We start from the raw sequence: 19183 nt of genomic DNA, 5'->3' as shown, positions 1-19183 counted from the left end.
GGTCGTTGCTGTCGCAGCGCCCAGTGGTGTGGCGGCAGCGGCGAGGGCGGCCTGCAATGCCTCACGCCGGGAGAGGCTGTGTTTGATGTATTTCATGCATCGCTCTGGTTATGAGGGGCAGGCCGCGCGAGTCGGTGCCGCGCAATCGTGGTTTAAGTCAGGCCGCTCCCGCGGATCTTCAGCGCCACGGCGGGGGTGCCGGCCAGGCCCTCGGGCAGCCGCACATCCAGCCCTTGCGGCGTGCGCTTGAAGGCATCGGTGGAGCGGTACATGTCCAGCGGCTTGCCCTGGGGCGAGCTCCAGATGAAGGTGGGATAGGGCGCGTTGGCCATGGCTTTGCGTGTCTACAAGCTCAGCGCATCCACACGCCCCGGGATCTCGCGGTCCGGCATGCCGCGCACATCCTTGGCCGAGAAATCGCTGACCCCGCGCAACCCGAACAGCGCCGCCCCGCCGTGCCCGCGCCGCAGATTGACGGCATGGAAGCTGGCGTCGCTGACATCGTCCAGCATGACCGCAGGTCGCCCCTCCGGCTTGACGTAGCCAACCTTGACGTGATGAACCTCGATGGCCTTCACATGGCGCATGTAGAACGCATACGCCGGCGCCTTGCCGAACATGCCGGGCTCCGGATAGCCGTTTGCGTTTTCGGGCGGAACCACCTTGCTCCACGCCGCGTCGCCGCCGCCCTGCGTCTCTATCCGCACATTGCTGATACGAATATCCTCGATCAGATGCCCTTCCAGCCCGGCGATGGTGCTGGCGTGATTGACGTGCGCACCGGACACCACAATGTTGCTGATATTGATGCGCTTGATGGTGCCTATCGGCGGCTGATTCGGTCCGCGCAGGCGCGCGCCCAAGCGTATGAAGATCGGATCGTTCACCACGTTGCGCATGGTGATGTTGGAAATCGTCAGGTCCTCGATGTGCGAACCGTCCACGCTCTCGATCGCCAAGCCGCGGCACTCGTCAAAAATGCAGTTCGTGATGGCGATGTTCTTGAAGTCGCCATTCGATTCGGTGCCCATCTTGATGCGGCCGTATCGCCCCGACCGGTATTCCGGCGCACTGCGCTTGAAGGTGCCGTCAATGACACTGCCCTCGTCGAAATTACCCGATACCAGGCAATCGGAAATTGTGATGTTTTCGCAGTGCTGGATGCGGCCCAGGCCGTAGCTGGCCTTGAGGCAGATCGCATCGTCCCAGGGCGTGTTCAGGCTGCAATTCGTGACGCGCACGTTGTTGCACCCGTCGATATCCATGCCGTCGCGATTGGTGTCGATAGTCAGGTGGTCGATCAGCACATTGCCGCAGCCGGTTGCCAAGATGCCGAAATGGCCGCCATGCAGGATCGAGAAATCCTGCAAGGTCACGTTGCTGCATTCGCGCAGCGCAATCGCCTTGTCGGCTTCGCCGGGCTGGTCTGGTTTGTCGGTGTAGTAGCCGGTGTATTTGTCGTGGCCGCTGATCAAGCCTTTGCCGTGAATCAAGCCGCCGCCCACGATGGCCACGTTGTGGAGGCCAATACCCCAGATCAGGCTGTTTTGCCAGTGGCTGTGGCCGTAGTCCTGATAGTTGCCGCCGGCCTCGTTCGGCTCCGGCAGGTCGTAGCGCGCCACGCTTGCCTCAACGGCTTCGATCACCGCGCCCGCTTCCAGGTAGAGCGTGATATTGCTCTTGAGCCTGATCGACGCGGACAAGTAGCGCCCCGGCGGGAAATAGACAGTACCCCCGCCCGCTGTCGCCGCGGCAGCAATGGCCGCGTTGATCGCCGGCGAGTCGAGCGTGCGGCCATCGCCCTTGGCACCGAAACGCCTGACGTCGAACAGCGAACTCGTGGGTATGGGCGGCGCCGCCAGCGAGTAAGCCGGCACCGCAGCAACGAGCGCAACGGCCCGTGCCAGGAAATGTCTGCGGATAGGTAGTGTCATGCGAGTCCACCGCCTGAAACTTTCAACGCCACGGCCGGCGAACCAGCCAGGCCTTCAGGTAGCCGCACCTCCAGCCCTTGCGGCGTGCGCTTGAAGGGCAGGCTGTCGGTAGAGCCCACCGCTTCGACGCGCTCGATCACGCCGGGCGCCAGCCCCGAGTCCTGCGCCAGCGCGGCGATGCGCATGACGCCGTCCGTCGGCCAAGCCAGCCCAATGGCGTAGAGCGCGCCGGCCTTGGTCGTGAAGCGGATGTCCTGGGTGGTGAAGTTCTTGAGCTGGCCTTCACTGAACATGCCACCCCCGACCTGCGTCGGCCCTTCGCCGAAGATGCGCCACGGCCGTGTGCCGTGGATGGCCTCGCCGTTGCGGCCCATCCAGGCGGCGATGTCTTCCAGGATCTTGCGTTCGTCGGCGTCGATGCTGCCGTCGCCGCGCAGCGGGATGGACAGCAACAGGTTGCCATTCTTGGAGACGATGTCCGCCAGGCGGTGGATCACGCTGGCGGCCGACTTGTAGCCGTGGCTGTCGAAGATGCCGCGGTTGTAGTGCCAGTCGCCGATGCAGGTGCAGGTCTGCCAGGGCAGCGGCTCGATGCCGGCGCGCTGGCCCCGCTCGAGGTCCTCCACCACGCCGCCACGCATTTCGGGTGAGAGCTCCTTGGCGTTGATGACTGCCTCCACCTTGCCGTGCCAGGCCATGCTGGCGTTGTAGTAGTGCGCCGCGATGTCCAGGCCGGCCTGGCCGAGCGGCAGGTGAGCGTTGTCGAAGTAGACGAGGTCAGGCCGGTAGCTGTCGATCAGGTCGCGGCAGCGCAGGAACCACTGGCGAATGAACGCCGGGTTGTTCGGTGGCTCCGCGTCTTTCCAGGTGTAGTAACTGCGCTTATGCCATTCGGTGACGGCGGCCACGGTGCTGATGCCGTCGGGCATCACTCTGTTGGGCCCCGTGTAGAGGTCCTGCGGGTCCAGGCCTTCCCACCATTTGCCCTTGCCGTCGGCCTTGGTCAGGTTGAAGGCGTCGTAGCGCTGGCCGGCCAGCGGGCCTTCGGGGTCGTAGCCATAGGCAGGCGCCAGCCAGTGCCAGGCACGCGACGAGTGGTTGCTGACGCCGAAGCGCAGCCCCTTGGCGCGAGCCAGCTTGGCCCAGGTGCCGACGATGTCCTTCTTGGGACCGACGCGCACCGAGTTCCAGGGGTGGTACTTCGAGTCGTAGGCGTCGAAGTTGTCGTGGTGGTTGGCCAGCGAGACGAAGTACTTCGCGCCCGCCTTCACGTAAAGGTCCATCAGCGCCTCGGGATCCCAGTTCTCCCCCTTCCAGCGGTTCTGCATCTCCATGAAGCCGACCTGGGTCGGGTGGCCGTAGGTCTTGACGTGGTGGTCGTACTGCCAATGGCCCTGCAGGTACATGTTGCGGGCATACCAGTCGCCCATCTCGGGCACGCATTGCGCGCTCCAGTGCGCCCAGATGCCGAACTTGGCATCGCGGAACCAGTCGGGCGTGCGGTAGCCGCCGACGAGGGAATCCCAGGTCGGCTTGAAGGGGGTGGGCGCTGCGTGGGAGGCGGGCAGGCCGGCGGCGCCCATGGTGGCGGCCGTCGCCTGAAGCACCGAGCGGCGGGAGAGTTGCTGGGTCATGGCTTGCTTGCGGTGAAGGGATTGCCGTCGTGAACCGCCGGGGTCACGGCGTGCGTGGTTTCGCGTCGCCGGACGGCATGCCGTAGACGATGCCGCGACCCACCGTGCTCATGTAGACCAAGCCTTCGACGTTCATGTCGCCCATGACGAACTCGCCGTTGCCGGGGCCACCGAACTGGTGGGCGTCGTCGTTGATGCGCAGCCAGTTGGCGCCTGCATCGGTGGAGCGATACACGCCTAGCGGCTTGCCCTGGGGCGCGCCCCAGATGAAGACGGTGGGGTAGGGCGCACCGGCCATGGCCTTGCCGAAGCCCACGGCGCCGCAGTGGGCGATGTTGGCGAAGGTCGTGAACGCACGGCCGGAGTCGGTCGAACGCGCCAGCCCGCCGGCCTTGAGCGCCACCCAGACATCACCTTCGCGCCCCGGCGCAACGCGCACCAGCGATGAGCCCTCAGCGGCCAGCTTGGCGGTAGCGGCGAAGCTTGCGCCGCCATCGGTGCTGACGCGCACGGTGCCGCGGTCGTAGGCGTAGAACTTGGCGGGGTTCACTGGGTCGCCCACCGGCCGCATCGGCGCGCCTTCCAGGCCGCGCACGGCGGTCCAGACGGGCTTGGCCTCGGTGAAGTTGGCGGCGCGGACAGTGCGGTTGCTGCCGTCGGCCTGGCGGAAGCTGTGCAGCAGCACGGCTCCGTCAGCCGACAGCGCCAGCGTGCCGTAGTCGCCCTGCATGCCGGCCACTTCGGTCCAGGTGGCACCGGTGTCGGCGGAGCGGTACATCTTCTTGCCGCCCACGCGCACGACGACCGCGCTGTTGCTGCCCGCGACCGCAAGGCCGGTGGTCGAGCCCAGGCGGGGTTCGTGGATAGGCGCAAAGGCGTCCAGCTTTTGATGGCGAAAGCCGTCGTAGTCGGCGATCACCGACAGCAGCGGGCCGCCGGGCACGCTGACGGCCACGTTGGGCACGGTCTCCTCCAGGCCCTTGACGGTGAAAGTCCAGGTGGCCGGCTTGGCATCGATGTCGGCGGTGCGAAACACGCCGTTGCCGGAGGTGACCCAGACGGCGCGGGTGTCGAAGGGGTCGAATTCAATGGAGCCCGTCCAGTGGATGGCGTAGGCCGAAATCCAGCTGACACCGCTGGTGTCCATGGCGAATCCGCGCTCCACCACGTCGGTCCAGCTGCGGCCCCCATCGTGGGTCACGTAGAAGCGGTCGCCGGCGTTCTTGCCGCCTTGCGGCATCCAGGTGTTGATCGTCGAGATGACCAGCCGCTTGGCGTTGCGCGGGTCGACCGACACGCCCGAGAACGCCCGGTTGATGCCCTTGGGCGTGACATTGGTCCAACCGCCGCTGGCGACTTGGTACTTCCAGACCTGGCCGGCCGTCAGCGGCTCCGGTGGGTTCAGCTTCTTCCAGTCGCCATGCGGGCCCGACCCGTCGCCATAGGCGATGTAGAGATGGCCGTCCGCGGCGAGCGTCGCACGCTGCGGGATGTAGGCCGACGGCGCCTGGGCCACCGGCTTGAAGCTGGCGCCGGCGTCGTCGCTGCGGTAGAGGTTGGGGCCGACCGAGCCAAAGCGGGACACGCCCACAAAGACGCGCTGCGCCACGCCATTGACCACGCTGGTCGGATCCAGCAGCACGAAGCTGATGCCGGTCTCATTGGGCGTGGTGGTCACGGGTAGCGAGTCGACCCGCTTGAAGCTGGCGCCGGCGTCAAGGCTCTTGAACAGGCCGTTGGCGCGCGAGCCGACGTAGAGCACCTTGCTGTCACCCGGGTCGACCTGCATCTTCTCGCCGTTGCTGCGGCCCAGGCTGTTGCCGTTGGCGCGGAAGAGGTGGCTCACGTCGGTGATGCGGCTGAAGGTGGCGCCGCGGTCGGTGGAGCGCATGACGGCGGTCTTGCCGCCGCTGAAATAGGGCACCCCGGCCAGCAGGTAGACGACGGCGCTGTCCTTGGGGTCCAGCGCCAGGGCGTCCACGCTCAGCAGGCCGACGTCGGCCTCGGACACGCCGTCGAGCAGCGAGGTCCAACTCGCCTTCGCGGCGTCCCAGCGGTAGGCACCGCCCACGTCGGTGCGGGCGTAGATGAGGCCGCGCTCGGTCTGGCTGGGCACGATGGCCGCCACGTAGCCGCCGCCGCCGATGGCCAGGCTGTCCCAGCGGTAGGGCTCGGCCTGGCTCAGAGAGGCCAAAAGCGCCAGCGCTGTTGCCAGCAGCGGGCGCCAGAAAGTCTTGGTTCGTATCAGTTTCATTTGGACCGACGCCATCACGCGCGCGCCTTCAAACAGGAAAGACCGGGTCGTGAAATCACGACCCGGCCTGCGTCGTCACATCACTTGGCGTTGTCGACGATGGCCTTGATCAGTTCAGGGAAGTACTGCGCACCGGTGTAGCGGTTGAACAGCCCGAACTGGTGGTTGGCGTCATAGCCGTTGTCCCACCACGTCGGCACGAGGCCGTGCTGGAAGGCCGACTTGGTCACGTACTTGGTCCAGGCGGTGCGGTAGGCGCCGGCCGGGTCGTACTCGGACTTCAGGATCGCGCCGTATTCACCCATCAGCACGGGCAAGCCGGCGTCGACGAAGCGGGTCTTCAGCTTCTGGAACTGCGCGTCGACGTGGGCTTCGTTGGCCCAGGTCTCGGTCACGGCCGGGTTGGTCGCGGTCGCGCCCCACTGCCAGATGTTGCTGCCGCCATCGAGGGCGAAGTGGTATGGGTCGTAGAAGTGCACCTCCAGGAACATCCGGTTGATGGCGGAGTCGTTGGGCTTGATGAAGCCGTTGTAGGTCGAGTCGATGTTGGTGTTGAAGCCCTGCACGACGAGATGGCGCTTGGCGTTATTGCCGCCGGTGGCCCGCACCGTGTCGACGAAGACCTGGTTGAACCCGTTCTGGACGGCCTGGTACTCGGCCGTCGGCGGGCCGTAGTCGCCAGCGACCATCACCTCGTTGGTGCCGGCGAACAGCAGGAAGTCGTCGTAGTTCCTGAAGTTGTTGGCGATCTGCGTCCACAGCTTGGCCAGGCGGGCGTTGGCGCTTGCCTGGTAGGCGTAGGTCGGGATCAGCCAGCTGCCTTCGTGGTGCGTGTTCAGCACGACGTACAGGCCGGCGTTGCGGGCATAGCCGACGACTTCGGTGACGCGCGCCATGAAGGTCGGGTTGATGTTGCCGTTGGCGTCGGCGTACTGGTTCCAACTGACCGGAAGGCGGATGGTCTTGAAGCCGGCGGCCTTCACCGCGTTGATCAGCTGCTGGTTGATCAGCGGGTTGCCCCAGTTGGTCTCGTTAGGCGAGGCGTCCAGCGAGTTGCCCACGTTCCAGGCGGGCGACATCAGCTGCGACAGTTGAACGCTCGTCAGGTCGCGCATGGAACCCGGCACGGTGATCACAAAGGCCTGAGTGGTCTTGGCGCCGCAGCTGTTGGTGTAGGTGGCGGTGGCGGTGCAGCTGGCAGCGGGCGTGATGGTCTGCTCGCGGGCCGAGCCCGACGTGCCGCAGCCGCTCCAGCCCCACGAACCGCCAGTCATCGGCTGCGGGCCGAGGATGGCCGAGTTGCCGGCAGTGACCGTGGCCGACGAGGTCTGCGTCCAGGACCCGTTGGCGCTGATGTAGGGCGTGATGGCCGTCGGCGCGCAGCTGCTGCCGCGCGTGGCGGAGGCCGAGCCGGAGTTGTAGCTGCCGGCGTTGGTCGTGAACTTGACCCAGTACCAGTAGGGCGTGCCGACCGCGGCCGTCGAGTCCGCGTAGCTCCTGGCGCTACTGCCAGGCACGGCGATGCGGCTGCGGCCGTTGGGGTCGCTGTCCGTGTCGCGGTAGACCTCCAGACGGGAGACGTTCCCGCTGACGGTCCAGTTGAGCTGGTTGTTGTTGGCGGTGCCAGTGGCCGTCAGGCAGACGGTGGCGCCGCCGCCGCTGCCGCAGCTTTGTGCCTGCGCGAGGCTACCTGCGCTCGCGCCGAAGGCGAGCAGCAGGGCGGGTATCAAGGTTCTCATGTTCTACCTTTCAAGGTTGAAAGTGCTCGGCCGGTTGTCTCCGCCGGATGGAGCGTTATGGAAGGACGCAGCTCAGTGAATGGGCTTGCATCCCGAGACCAACGATGGACTTGGCGGCACGCCCGGCAAAGCGGGCATTCATTTCTTGCACAACACGCTGATGGCGTTGGGCGCGGTGGCGGTGATCAGGCCCAGGCGATAGGGCAGCTCGATGTATGGGTACTGCTTGCCCGGTTCCAGATCCAGGCCCTGGAACAGGAACCGCAGCGGCTGGCAGGGGTCGATGCTCAGCGTCTGGTCGATGCCGTCGCGGATCATTTCGCCATGGGACACGCCTTCGGACCAGATCCGGCCGTCGTACTTGACGTTGTCCGTGCCCGCGAACAGGTTCATCGGGGCGCCGGCAACGGGTTGCCAGGCACCGTCCAGCCGATCCGCGGTCCAGGCGCGGAAGTACCGGCCTTTGGGGCCTTGTGCCTCGATCAGCGTCAAGTACTGGTTGGTACCGGAGATCTTGTAGGTGTTGCTCGCCTCGAACATGTCATCGCGCGCTTCTGACATGACGACGACGGGCTCGGAGAAGCCCTGAGGGAAGCGCTCGAGGGTCGTCTCGCCGCGGTAGAACTTGCCGTTGTCGCCGGTGAAGAAGAGATGGCACTTCCTGTCGTCACAGATGTTCCAGAAGTCCAGCCAGGTCGCATTGCCCTCGGCGTTCTTGACGCTCGCCGGCACCGTTGCGTAGAAGGGCTTCGGCGCCGTCCACGAGAGCGGATCGGCGATGTTGCTGCTGGTGGAGTACAGCGGGTCGCCGCCCTGGTAGATCAGGTACCAGAGCTTGTGCGGCGCGAAGTAGAAGACCTGGGGTGCTGCGCGGTAGCCGGGCCCCATGGGGGACTTGTCGAGCATGAACTGAGGGGCCGTCGGGGCGTCGGCCCAGTTCGCGAAGCTCGTGTAGGCCAGGCCCCAGCCGTTCTTCCCGGCCGTGGTCATGAAGACGTGGTAGCGGCCGTCGTGATGGACGATGCTCGGGTCCTTGACGCCAAAGATGTCAGCCCGGTCGGCCGGCGGCTTGATCAGCGGCTCGCTGGCTTTCCATTGAAAGGGTTGCGTGGAACCCGGCACAGTGATCGCGAACGCCTGGGTCGTCTTGGCGGCGCAGGCGTTGGTGTAGGTGGCGGTGGCCGTGCAGCTGGTCGCGGGCGTGATCAGCTGTTCGCGTGCCGAGCCCGACGTGCCGCAGCCGCTCCAGGCCCACGAGCCGCCGGTCACCGGCTGCGGGCCGAGGATGGCCGAGTTGCCAGCGGTGACTGTCGCCGAAGACGTCTGCGTCCAAGAGCCGTTGACGCTGATGTAGGGTGTGATGGCCGTCGGCGTGCAGGTGGTGCCGCGCGTGGCGCTGGCGGCGCCGGAGTTGTAGCTGCCGGCGTTGGTCGTGAACTTGACCCAGTACCAGTAGGGCGTGCCATTGGCGGCCGTGGCATCGACATGACTGGTTGCGCTGGCCGCGGGGACAGCGATGCGGGTGCGACCGACCGGATTGGCATCGGTGTCGCGGTAGATCTCCAGCGATCTGATCGTGCCGGTGGCTGTCCAGCTGAGCTGGACGTTGTTGGCCGTGCCGCCGGCCGTGAGGCAGACGGTGGCGCCGCCGCCACTGCCGCAGCTTTGGGCCTGCGCGAGTGGCGCCGCGCTCGCGCCGAAGGCGAGCAGCAGTGCGGGTATCGAAGTTCTCATGTTCTGTCTTTCAAAGATGAAAGCGCTCGGCCGGTTGTCTCCTCCGGACACGAGCGTTGTGGGGAGGCAGGCCCAGCGCCACGCTTTGGACGCCGGCCTGCCGAGCCCTCGTTCAATTGCTGTACAGCATTCCTCGGCCGGTGCCGCTGATGTAGATCCGGCCGTAGATGCTTTGGTCGGCCGCCATCACGCCGATGCCGCCGAACTGGTGGGCGTCGTCGTTGAAGCGCGTCCAGGTGGCGCCGCCGTCGTCGGAGCGATGCACGCCCCACACGCCGCTGATCACACCCACGACGTAGACGGCCGCCGAGTACGGCGCGCCGGCCTTGGCCTTGCCCAGCGCGATGGCGCTTGCACCCTGCACCTGGGGCCAGGGGTTGCCGGTGAAGATCGACGCGAAGTGGCTGAGCTTGGTCCAGCTCGCGCCGGAATCGGTCGAGCGGTACACGGCGTTGCCGTCGGCCAGCCAGAGCTCGCCCTCAACGTTGGGGTTGACCGCCAGCGAGGTGTTGCCGAAGTAGTTCGGCGCCAGCCCCGCGTTCACCGAACCCTGGCTCAGCGTGAACGTGCGGCCGCCGTCCGTGGAGACGTAGACCTTGCCCGGCGTGCCCCACCAGTGGCCACCGGAATCATAGGCATAGACCTTGTTCGGGTTCTTGCGATCCGCGACCAGGTGGTAGGCGCGGGGGAAGACGCTGTTGATCGCCGGCAGGTTGGTCGGCACCCAGGTGGCGCCGTTGTCCAGGGTGTAGGACGGCACCGAGTTGCCAGGCGCCCAGATCGCCTTGTTGCGCCCGGTGATGGCGATGCTCGCTTCCGTGCCCGTGTTCCCCGCGACGCCCGCCGGGTAGGTGGCGAACTTCGCCCAGGTCTTGCCGCCGTCGCCGGACCACATGCCGAAGCCAGTGTTGTTGCCCAGGTACACGCCGATAGTGGCCATGTACTGCGGATCGGACCACGCCATGTCGGCGGCAAAGCCGTTGCTCCAGTCGGTGCCCGGCGTCAGCGTCGGCTTGGTCGTGAGATCGGTGTGCACCCAGGTGCCGACGTCGCCCGAACTGTTGATCACGGTGTAGGTGGCGCCGGCCGGCGGCGTGGCGACGCCCAGCACGGCGGTCTCCTCGATGCCGTTGACCGTCAGGGCCCAGGTTGGCGTGGCCGAGGAGGCGTTGCTTGTCTGCATGACGCCGCCGGAGACGTGCATGATGTGATCGCGGTTGAAGGGATCGATCTCCACATCGTCGATCCAGCCCCAGGAGACATCGCCCGGCGTCATCGCTTCGATCTCGCGCCAGTTCCGGCCGGCATCGTCGGACAGCTGGAGGATTCGCTGGCCGGGGAAGTTGCCCCAGGTGTTGGTCACCCCCAGCGCAATGCGCGTGGTAGCACCCGTGCCGTAGACGGACACGCCGCCGTAGCCGACCGAGTCGTCGCTCCTGAGCAAGGTCCAGTTGCTGCCGTCGAACTTGTACAGACGGGCGGGACCGGCGGAGCCGGGACCGGCGTCCCTGGTGAAGACCACATAGAACATGCCGTCAGCGGCGCGCACCATGTGCGGGATGTGGTAGCCGGAGATGGGGGTCGAGATCGCGGTCCACGACGTGCCGCCATTGGTCGACTTGTACAAGTTCGAGCCCAGGCCCGCCGTCTGCACATAGTCCGGCGCGATGGGCGCGTAGATCGTCTGCGTGGCCGTGCCGCTGCCCTTGGTGCCGGTGTCGTAGACGATCGTCTCGACGCCTATCGCGCTGGTGCCGCCCAAGGCATTGACCTGGTCTTGGGTCAGCTTGGCGCTGGACAGCGACGTGACTTGCGCCCAGGTGAGGCCGGAGTCGGCGCTCTTCCACAGGCCGGCCGTGCGCGAGCCGTAGAACAGTGTCGAGGGCTTGTTGGGGTCGACCATCAGGCGCTCACCAATGGCCCGGCCGGGGTTGTTGCCGCCCAGCGGGAAGGGCAGGCCGACGTAGGTCCAGCTGTCACCCCGGTTGCTGGAGATGTACAGGCGGCCGTTGCCAGCGGACGTGTACATGCCGGCGCCCATGTAGACGCGCTGGTCGTTGTTCGGATCGACGGCGATGCTTTCCACGCCGTGGAAAGTGGCCTCGGCCGCACCGAAGCCCGCGCCGTCGGTGATGGGCACCCAGGTCGACGTGGCTTGGTGCCAGCGGTAGGCGCCGCCGACGTCGGTGCGCACGTACATCAGGTTGGGGGTGGTCGGGTGGACGATGATGCCGGTGACGTAGCCGCCGCCGCCCCATTTCGCGCTTGTCCAGTTGCCCACCTTGATGGAGAACGCCTGCTGGGTCTTGGCGCCACAGCTGTTGGTGTAGGTGGCGGTGGCAGTGCAGGCCGCAGGCGGTTGGATGGTCTGCTCGCGCGCCGCACCGGCGGTGCCGCAGCCACTCCAGCTCCACATGCCGCCGGACGACGGCTGCGGGCCGAGGATGGCCGAGGCGCCGGTCTTGATGGTGGCCGAGGCCGTTTGCGTCCACGCGCCGTTGGCGTTGATGTAGGGCGTGATGGCGGTCGGCGTGCAGTTGGCGCCAAGCGTGGCGTTGGCCGAGCCGGAGTTGTAGCTGCCGGCGTTCGTCGTGAACTTGACCCAGTACCAGTAGCGCGTGCCGATGCTGCCCGCGGCGTCGGTGTAGCTCCTGGCGGTGCTGCCGGGGACGGCGATGCGGGTGCGGCCGCTGGGGTCCGCGTCGGTGTCGCGGTAGATCTCCAGCGACGTGACGTTGCCGCTGACCGTCCAGCCGAGCTGGACGTTGGTGGCCGTGCCGGTGGCCGTCAGGCACACCGTGGCACCGCCGCCGCTGCCGCAGCTTTGCGCCAACGCCAGCGGGGCGGTGCTCGCCCCGAAGGCAAGCAGCAGTCCGGGTATCAAGATTCTCATGTTCTACCTTTCAGTTGAAGGTGCTCGGCCGGTTGTCTCCTCCGGACACGAGCGTTATGAAGACGTAGCTCACTGCAAGGGCTACGTGCCGACGACAACGAGACGCCAGGCATGGCGAACGGTGGTAATAAAGGTGGCCTTCATCAATTAACAGGGTGCATTTGGTAGCGACACCAGACTGCGCTGAACATCGGACGGCTTGGTCCGGCCAACGCAAGTTGGGCGCTCTCACAATCTTGGGGACGCGACTTGTGCTCACGGGCCGACGCAGGCGTAACACGCGTCGCTGGCAACGCTGTCAATTTGGATCCACCGTCGATCAACATCATTGGTCAGGCCAATACGGTCAAACCACTTTGCCACGTTTCGAAACTTGGTCTGACCAGTGGATACCCCAGTCGGATGTAACGCAACGCAAGTGACCATCATTTGCTGATAGCGCCACCATTTGGTCAGTCCGCTTTTCACGGCTCAATGAACCAAACCCTGATGCGGCGTTGTCGATGAGGCTCAGGGTCCGGAACCGTTCGCGCTGGCGAGGAAATCCGCGTGGGACGGCATCGTCCGGACCGCATTGCGAATGGCGCTGTGCACGCTTGCCAGGTGCCGGCGCACGATATCGATGTCGACCTGGTCCACATAGGGATCGTGGCGGCGCGGCACGACGCCCAGCCCGAGCAGGATGGACGCCCATGAGGCCTCGCCGAAGCCCTCGGGCTCCAAGATGGCGACGCGTCCGGTTTCGCGGAACAGCGTGATCTGGTGGGCCAGGTCGTCCGGGATGGGCATGTCAGCGCAATGGCGCCAGAACTCGCTGTCGCGCCGCTCGGTCAGCTTGTAGTGCAGGATGATGAAATCGCGCACCGACTCGTAGCGACGGGCCATCTGGCGGTTGAACTCGTCGGCCAGCGTCGGCTGGAAGCTGCGGTCAGGCAGCAGCGCCGTGAGGCGGCCGACCGCCTCCATGATGAGGTGAATGCTGGTGGACTCCAGCGGCTCCAGGAAACCCGAGGACAGCCCGATGGCCACCACGTTCTTCACCCACGCCTGCTTGCGCCGCCCCGTGACAAAGCGTTGTTGCCGCGGTTTATCCAGCGCCGCGCCGTCCAGGTTGCCGAGAAGAAGGCCCGCAGCCTCGTCGTCACTGAGGTGGCTGCTGCAGTACACCAAGCCGTTGCCGGTGCGGTGCTGCAGCGGGATGCGCCATTGCCAACCCGCGCTGCGCGCGGTGGACGTCGTGTAGGGCGTCATCGGGTCGGTGCGTTGGCAGGGTACGGCCATCGCGCGGTCGCAGGGCAGCCAACTGCTCCAGTCTTCGTACGGCGATTTCATCGCCCCGTCGATGAGCAGTGCCCGAAACCCTGAACAGTCGATGAAGAGGTCGCCGTCGACGCGGCGCCCGTCACTGAGGTGCAGCGTCGTGACCTGTCCGTTTTCCTCTGATGTCTCCACGCGGACGATCGTGCCCTCGATGCGCTGGGCGCCATGGCGTTGCGCATGTTCACGCAGGTAGTTGCCGTAGAGCGTGGCGTCGAAGTGGTAGGCGTAGTTGAAGGCCCCTGCGGGCGAGGGCGTGTCGGGTTGCGGTCGCGTAAAGCGCAAATTGCGGGCCATCACCGTTGCGGTCGACCATTCCTCGTAGGACGGCAGCTGGGGATCCTGTTCGCGCAGCCGCAGCCAGTAAGCCCATAGCGGCCGGTTGTGGATGCCTGGACCGAACCCGCCAAAGCCGTGGAAAAAGCGGTGGCCCACGCGCCCCCAGTCACTGAACTCGATGCCGAGCTTGAAGCTCGCCTGCGTCTTGCGGACGAACTCGGCTTCGTCGATGCCCAGCAGCTGGTTGTAGAAGCTGATGGTGGGCAGCGTGGCTTCGCCGACGCCGATGGTGCCGATCTCCGCGGATTCAACCAGCGTCACCTCGCAGTGGTCCGGCTGGCCAGGCCTGCACAGCAGGCGCGCAAGGGGCGCTGCGGTGATCCACCCGGCGCTGCCACCTCCAACGATGACGACTTTTTTGAGAGCTTGGCTTCGCATGGGAAGAATTGTCTGGTCAACCAGATTGGTAAGACCAAGAGTTTGCCCCTAGTCGCGGCTGGTCAGACCAAATATACGATCGCATCAGCGGTTGGCGACAACGCTGTCCCAGCTCCAAGGGGAAGTGCCTCGCCATCTTTTATGCAGAACTAGGAGACAAAACGTGAAGACAAAGTTGGTTGCGAGCGCCGGAAAGTTGACTGTCATAGCGGCTTGCGCTTTTCTCGCCGCCTGCGGCGGTGGAGGCGGTGGTGATGGCGGTGGCTCAACCGGGCGCTTCCAGGTCATCAACTTCAAGTATCCGGGCGGCAACACGTTGTTCAACGGCCCGACAGCGTTGTCCGCCGCCGCTACGTCGGGGTTGCCGGTCAGCTTCCGCTCCGGCACGCCCGCTACCTGCACAGTGGCGGACAAGGAGGTGACGCTGGTGGCCGCAGGCGAGTGCCAAGTCATCGCCAGCCAGCCCGGTGGGACTGGCCCGGACGGCACTGTATGGGCCGCCGCGGACGATTCGAGCCAGCTGTTCGTGGTTTTGAAAGCGCCACAACGCCCGATGACGCCGCTGAGTATTGTTCTGCGCGCTGCTACAGCAAGCTTCACGCTGCCAGACAAGACCAGCGCGGGTATTCCGGCGACCTATGTGTCGTCAACGCCAGAGGTCTGCACCGTCAGCGGCACGACGCTGACCGCTTTGAAAAGCGTGGGCCTTTGCCAGCTTGGGGTGACGGCGCCTGCCAACGACTCATACGCCGCCCTGGACGCGCCGATGGTCTTTGTTGGAATCACCCCAGACTTCCCGATGGTGGCTCAGTTGGAGGGTATGACTCGGACGGTCGCGCTGGGGTCGGCCGACGCTGCTGGCAACGCCCTGACGTATGCAAGCACCACTCCCGCGGTTTGTGCGGTGGCAGGCAATGAGCTTCGCCTGACCGCCAAGGGCATCTGCGCGGTGACCCTGTCCAGCGCAGCAGGCACTTCCGAGAACTACCAAGTCATCGTTGATCCGCGTACGTACGCAAGCGGCTTTGACACAGGAGCGAAGCGCACTTCGCAGTTCGGTGAAATCAAATACTCAGCGGGCTTTCCACGCGCCTGGTGTGCTGATGGACCGGGCGGGGCGAATTGCAAGTTGACTACGTTCGCTTCCGGGTTTGGCGCGACTTTCACTCTGGAGGCCAACAAGAAGCTGAATCCGGACTGGGACGGCACTTCCAACAACTGGTGGGGTTTCCTCAGGGCCGAGATCGGTGCCCCAACAAAGAAGGTCGACACCAACTACGAATGGCTTCCTTTCGACGTGAAGACCGAGGAATCGATCATGGTGTCGGTGGGCATCAACGCCACTGCGCTCGTCACTGAGGCCGATGGTCCTGATCAACCTTCACGTGGCTTGTACGTGCGTATCAAGACCAATCACTTCAACAAGAAGGCCAACGGCGACAACTGCTATGTGACTGCCTCGGCGCACGTGCTTCCCAAATTTGCCGGCTTTAACAGCTATGTGATTCCGTTCAAGGACTTCGTGGTGACTGACAGGTGCGAGATCGCCGGTCTTCCCGAGACTGAAGGGTGGAGGTTCGACTGGGGCTTGTCTGCCGAATCGAAGGCGGCCGCGCTTGCCGAGATCCGGGAGCACGGCATCCGCTCGGTGGTGTTTGAGCCCGGCAAGATCAACTCCACCAAGCCAACGCCGAGGGCAGACGGTACGACTCCGAAGTCGACGGACGACGACTACACGCTCAGCACCGAGATCACCGTCTTTGGCCAGATCACCGTGCAGTGAACACGCCGTGACTTCACTTCAAACAATTGAGAGAGACAAGTCGATGAGAAAATTCAGAACGACCGCCATCCATCGCGGAATGGTCCACATGATGCTGCTCACCATGGGCGGCGCTGCCTTCGCGCAGACCGCGGCGGACAAGCCGGCCAGCCTGGAGACCGTCGTGGTCACCGGACAGCGTGCGGCGCTGCAGTCGGCACAGAAGATCAAGCAGAACGCCGAGGAGATCGTTGACTCGGTCGTCGCGGAAGAGGCCGGCAAGCTGCCGGACAAGTCCATCACGGAAGTGCTGCAGCGCGTCGTCGGCGTCATCATCGACCGCAACAAGTCGCGTGGCGACCCGGAGCACTTCTCCGTCGAAGGCTCGGGCATCAGCGTGCGCGGCCTCAGTTGGGGTTCGTCGCTGCTGAATGGCCGCGAGTCGTTCTCGGCCGGTTGGCCGGGCCGCGAGCTGAGCTGGGGCGACGTGCCGCCAGAACTGATGGCCGGCGTGGATGTCTACAAGAACCCCTCCAGCGAGATCATCGAAGGCGGCGTCAGCGGGACGGTGAACCTGCGTACTGCCATGCCCTTTGATTTCAAGGGCACCAAGGCCTATCTGTCGGTGGGCAACAACTACACGCAGCGCTCGGGCAAGCATTCGCCCAACGTGTCGGGGCTGTACACCACCCAATGGAACACGGACATCGGGCGCGTCGGCGTACTCGTCGACCTGTCCTACAACCACTCCAGCTTCCAGAACGAGAGCATCCAGCTAGATGCCTATTACCCACGCACTAACCTGATCCCTGGCAAGACGGCGTGGGCGCCGAAATCGGCTTCATTCCGCAACAACACCGGCGACAACGAACGCGCCGGCTTCTACGGCGCGCTGCAGTGGAAGAAGGACGGCATGGACTCGTCGCTGACCTATTTCATGTCGGGCGCACGTGAGACGGGCAGCGAGCAGGGCTTCTACACCGGTACGGAGAATGCATACAAGTCGACGATCGAGAATGCGACGTATGACGCCAACAACGTACTGACCTCTGGCACCTACAAATATCTGACCGGCGCCGGGGCAAACACCTCCGCTCTTGGTGGCCTGGGCCTGCAAATCACGCGCGGCTGGAATCAGAGCAAGTCGCAGACCAATGAACTGGCGTGGAACTTCAAGTGGGCCGTCAACGACAGGTGGCTGCTGCAGAACGACCTCCAATGGGTTCATGCGAAGAACGATTCCGTCGGCCGCAACATGCAGCTCGGCACCTTCGTGCCGAGCATGAGCATCGACGTACAGGGAAAGAGCCCGGTGCGCATCGGGTTTGACCAGACCAGCGCGGATCACCTGGCCGACTCGAAGAATTATTACTGGAACCTGGTCATGCCGGGCGCCAGCAAGGCCGATGCCGACCTCTACGCCTGGAAGGTTGACGCACGTTACCGGTTCGAGGATCACCCCATCCTGCGTGACATCCGTGTAGGCGTGAGAACCACCTACCGCGTGGCACGCCACTACGAGGCGACGGGCAACGGCTGGACGTCCATTGCTGAACCGTGGAGTGTCAGGCCGAACATCACGCCTGGCGTGATGCCTCCGGACGATGGCTCATGGCAGTCGCGCGGAAGCTTCGCCTACATGAACGACCCGCGCTACCAAGGTGTGCCGGTTGAAACGTTCAACTTCGGCAACTTCTATGGGGGCAAAGTCGGCAAGATGCCGAACATCGTCATGCCGACGATTGGCGCCGTGCGCGACTACCCGAACGCGTACAAGACGCTGTACAACGACTACCGCTACCAGCAATGCCTGGACGGCTATGCGCTGTACAAGGTCAACAAGTCGCCGTGCAAGTTGTCAGACTACGAGAATAAATTCCAGGAGCTGGTTTACAACAATGACCCGTCCAAGACCAGCACGCACAGCGAACAGACCAATGCGGTCTACGCCACGCTGCGCTTCGGCTTCGACGACCTGAAGTTCCCGATCGAAGGCAACGTCGGCGTGCGCGCTGTGCTGACCAGCGACGTCTCGCACGGCTACTCGGTTTTCCAGACGGAATACAGCCCGACGACGCCTGCCCATCTGCCGCGCTTCGACCTCACCGAACCACTCGACGTGCGGAACCAATTCGTCAAGGTGCTGCCGTCGCTCAACCTGAAGATGAACTTCACCGACAGGTTGCAGGCCCGCTTGGCAATGGCCCAGAGCATGAACCGGCCCGGCTTCAACCAGCTGGGCGAGTACATCAAGCTCTGGCAGGACTACAACACCGAAAAGCAGACGGTTTCGTACCGTGGCGAGAACTCCGGCAACGTCAAGCTCAAGCCGATCACGGCCAACAGCTATGACCTGGCGCTGGAGTGGTACCCGCGTGACGGACAGTCCCTCACGGCCACGGCGTTCCACAAAGATGTCAAGGACGTCATCATGAACGTCGCCTACAGCCGTACCTACAACAGTGAGGCTGGCAATCCGCAGATTTTCCCCATCACCGGTCCCGACAACGTGGCAAAGGCCAAGGTCAGCGGCATCGAGGTTGCGGGCATGACCTACCTGGACAAGCTTCCGTTCCTGGATGGCGTGCTGCCGGAGTGGGCCAAGGGCATCGGCGTGTCGGCCAACTACACCTACATCAATGCCAAGCAAACCCTGTACAAGCAGATCTACAACCCCTACTGCGATGCGGGCAAGGCGTTGACGAATGGCACCCTGCACCTGTTCGGCTGCGATACCAACGGCCTGCCGTTCAATGATCTGCCGCTGCCCTACATGGCAAAGAACGCGTACAACTTGGTGTTTATGTATGACCGCGGCCCGCTGTCGGCGCGGCTGGCCTACAACTGGCACAGCCGGATCCTGCAGGCGATAGATGCCAATGGCACGCGTGGCGAAGATGCGACGAGCGCGGACCCGGCGCGTGCGGGTGCCCAGGACGTGGGCTGGGGCCTGCCGACCTGGCAGGAGGCGTTCGGTCAATGGGACGCGGGCGTCAACTACAAGATCAGCGACAAGCTCGGTGTGTCGCTCAACGTGACGAACCTGAACAACGTCATCGTCCGGCAGACGCAGCAACAGCACATCGGCACGATGGGGCGTGCGTGGTTCTACCCGGGCCGCAGCTACTCGATGAGTGCACGCTACGAGTTCTGACGCGGTCTCCTGACGCTGCTGGACTGACTGCATGCCGCCCGGACT

The 19183-nt window shown here is 64.7% G+C and carries 10 protein-coding genes; 2 read left to right on the top strand and 8 right to left on the bottom strand.

What is annotated here, in order from left to right; all coding sequences use genetic code 11:
* Positions 1-152: 152 nt before the first annotated feature.
* The 8 genes from ASD35_RS25670 to ASD35_RS25635 form a co-directional block, all read right to left on the bottom strand.
* On the bottom strand, positions 153-332 hold the full coding sequence (locus tag ASD35_RS25670; protein WP_056877805.1) for a hypothetical protein: 180 nt from the start codon (positions 330-332) through the stop codon (positions 153-155).
* Positions 333-344: 12 nt separating this feature from the next.
* Positions 345-1934 carry a glycoside hydrolase family 28 protein gene (locus tag ASD35_RS25665; RefSeq protein ID WP_056877804.1) on the bottom strand — a complete coding sequence of 530 codons (1590 nt, stop codon included), beginning with the start codon at positions 1932-1934 and terminating at the stop codon, positions 345-347.
* Entirely contained in the window at positions 1931-3568 is a 1638-nt protein-coding gene (locus tag ASD35_RS25660) for an alpha-L-fucosidase (RefSeq protein WP_056877803.1), read from the bottom strand. The genes ASD35_RS25665 and ASD35_RS25660 overlap by 4 nt, the downstream gene beginning before the upstream one ends.
* A 43-nt stretch (positions 3569-3611) precedes the next feature.
* Positions 3612-5822 carry a xyloglucanase gene (locus ASD35_RS25655; protein ID WP_082580466.1) on the bottom strand — a complete coding sequence of 737 codons (2211 nt, stop codon included), beginning with the start codon at positions 5820-5822 and terminating at the stop codon, positions 3612-3614.
* An 80-nt stretch (positions 5823-5902) separates the two neighbouring features.
* A complete protein-coding gene (locus tag ASD35_RS25650) occupies positions 5903-7561 on the bottom strand; it encodes a glycoside hydrolase family 5 protein (RefSeq protein WP_056877802.1) in 1659 nt (552 codons plus the stop codon).
* Between the two features lie 138 nt (positions 7562-7699).
* Positions 7700-9295, bottom strand: coding sequence for a non-reducing end alpha-L-arabinofuranosidase family hydrolase (locus ASD35_RS26860; protein WP_082580465.1), 1596 nt, complete (start codon positions 9293-9295; stop codon positions 7700-7702).
* 112 nt (positions 9296-9407) lie between these two features.
* Positions 9408-12188 (bottom strand): dockerin, encoded by a 2781-nt coding sequence (locus tag ASD35_RS25640; protein WP_235538465.1) that lies wholly within the window; start codon positions 12186-12188, stop codon positions 9408-9410.
* Between the two features lie 510 nt (positions 12189-12698).
* On the bottom strand, positions 12699-14222 hold the full coding sequence (locus ASD35_RS25635) for a tryptophan halogenase family protein (RefSeq protein WP_056877801.1): 1524 nt from the start codon (positions 14220-14222) through the stop codon (positions 12699-12701).
* 163 nt (positions 14223-14385) lie between these two features.
* Here ASD35_RS25635 and ASD35_RS25630 point away from each other — a divergent pair, with 163 nt between their 5' ends.
* Complete coding sequence (locus ASD35_RS25630) at positions 14386-16005, top strand: hypothetical protein (protein ID WP_157275776.1); 1620 nt, start codon at positions 14386-14388, stop codon at positions 16003-16005.
* An 88-nt stretch (positions 16006-16093) separates the two neighbouring features.
* On the top strand, positions 16094-19138 hold the full coding sequence (locus ASD35_RS25625; RefSeq protein ID WP_162254521.1) for a TonB-dependent receptor: 3045 nt from the start codon (positions 16094-16096) through the stop codon (positions 19136-19138).
* Positions 19139-19183: the final 45 nt, after the last annotated feature.

Origin of the sequence: Pelomonas sp. Root1444 (assembly GCF_001426885.1) — a bacterium.
GTDB lineage: Bacteria > Pseudomonadota > Gammaproteobacteria > Burkholderiales > Burkholderiaceae_C > Pelomonas.
Note: the sequence above shows the minus strand (reverse complement) of the source record. Positions and strands in the feature narration are given on the sequence as shown.

Excerpts from the sequence above, each read along its gene's own strand:
- ASD35_RS25665 (WP_056877804.1), bottom strand. The coding sequence starts at position 1,934 with ATGACACTACCTATCCGCAGACATTTCCTGGCACGGGCCGTTGCGCTC.
- ASD35_RS25655 (WP_082580466.1), bottom strand. The coding sequence starts at position 5,822 with ATGAAACTGATACGAACCAAGACTTTCTGGCGCCCGCTGCTGGCAACA.
- ASD35_RS25670 (WP_056877805.1), bottom strand. The coding sequence starts at position 332 with ATGGCCAACGCGCCCTATCCCACCTTCATCTGGAGCTCGCCCCAGGGC.
- ASD35_RS25635 (WP_056877801.1), bottom strand. The coding sequence starts at position 14,222 with ATGCGAAGCCAAGCTCTCAAAAAAGTCGTCATCGTTGGAGGTGGCAGC.
- ASD35_RS25625 (WP_162254521.1), top strand. The coding sequence starts at position 16,094 with ATGATGCTGCTCACCATGGGCGGCGCTGCCTTCGCGCAGACCGCGGCG.
- ASD35_RS25640 (WP_235538465.1), bottom strand. The coding sequence starts at position 12,188 with ATGAGAATCTTGATACCCGGACTGCTGCTTGCCTTCGGGGCGAGCACC.
- ASD35_RS25660 (WP_056877803.1), bottom strand. The coding sequence starts at position 3,568 with ATGACCCAGCAACTCTCCCGCCGCTCGGTGCTTCAGGCGACGGCCGCC.
- ASD35_RS26860 (WP_082580465.1), bottom strand. The coding sequence starts at position 9,295 with ATGAGAACTTCGATACCCGCACTGCTGCTCGCCTTCGGCGCGAGCGCG.
- ASD35_RS25650 (WP_056877802.1), bottom strand. The coding sequence starts at position 7,561 with ATGAGAACCTTGATACCCGCCCTGCTGCTCGCCTTCGGCGCGAGCGCA.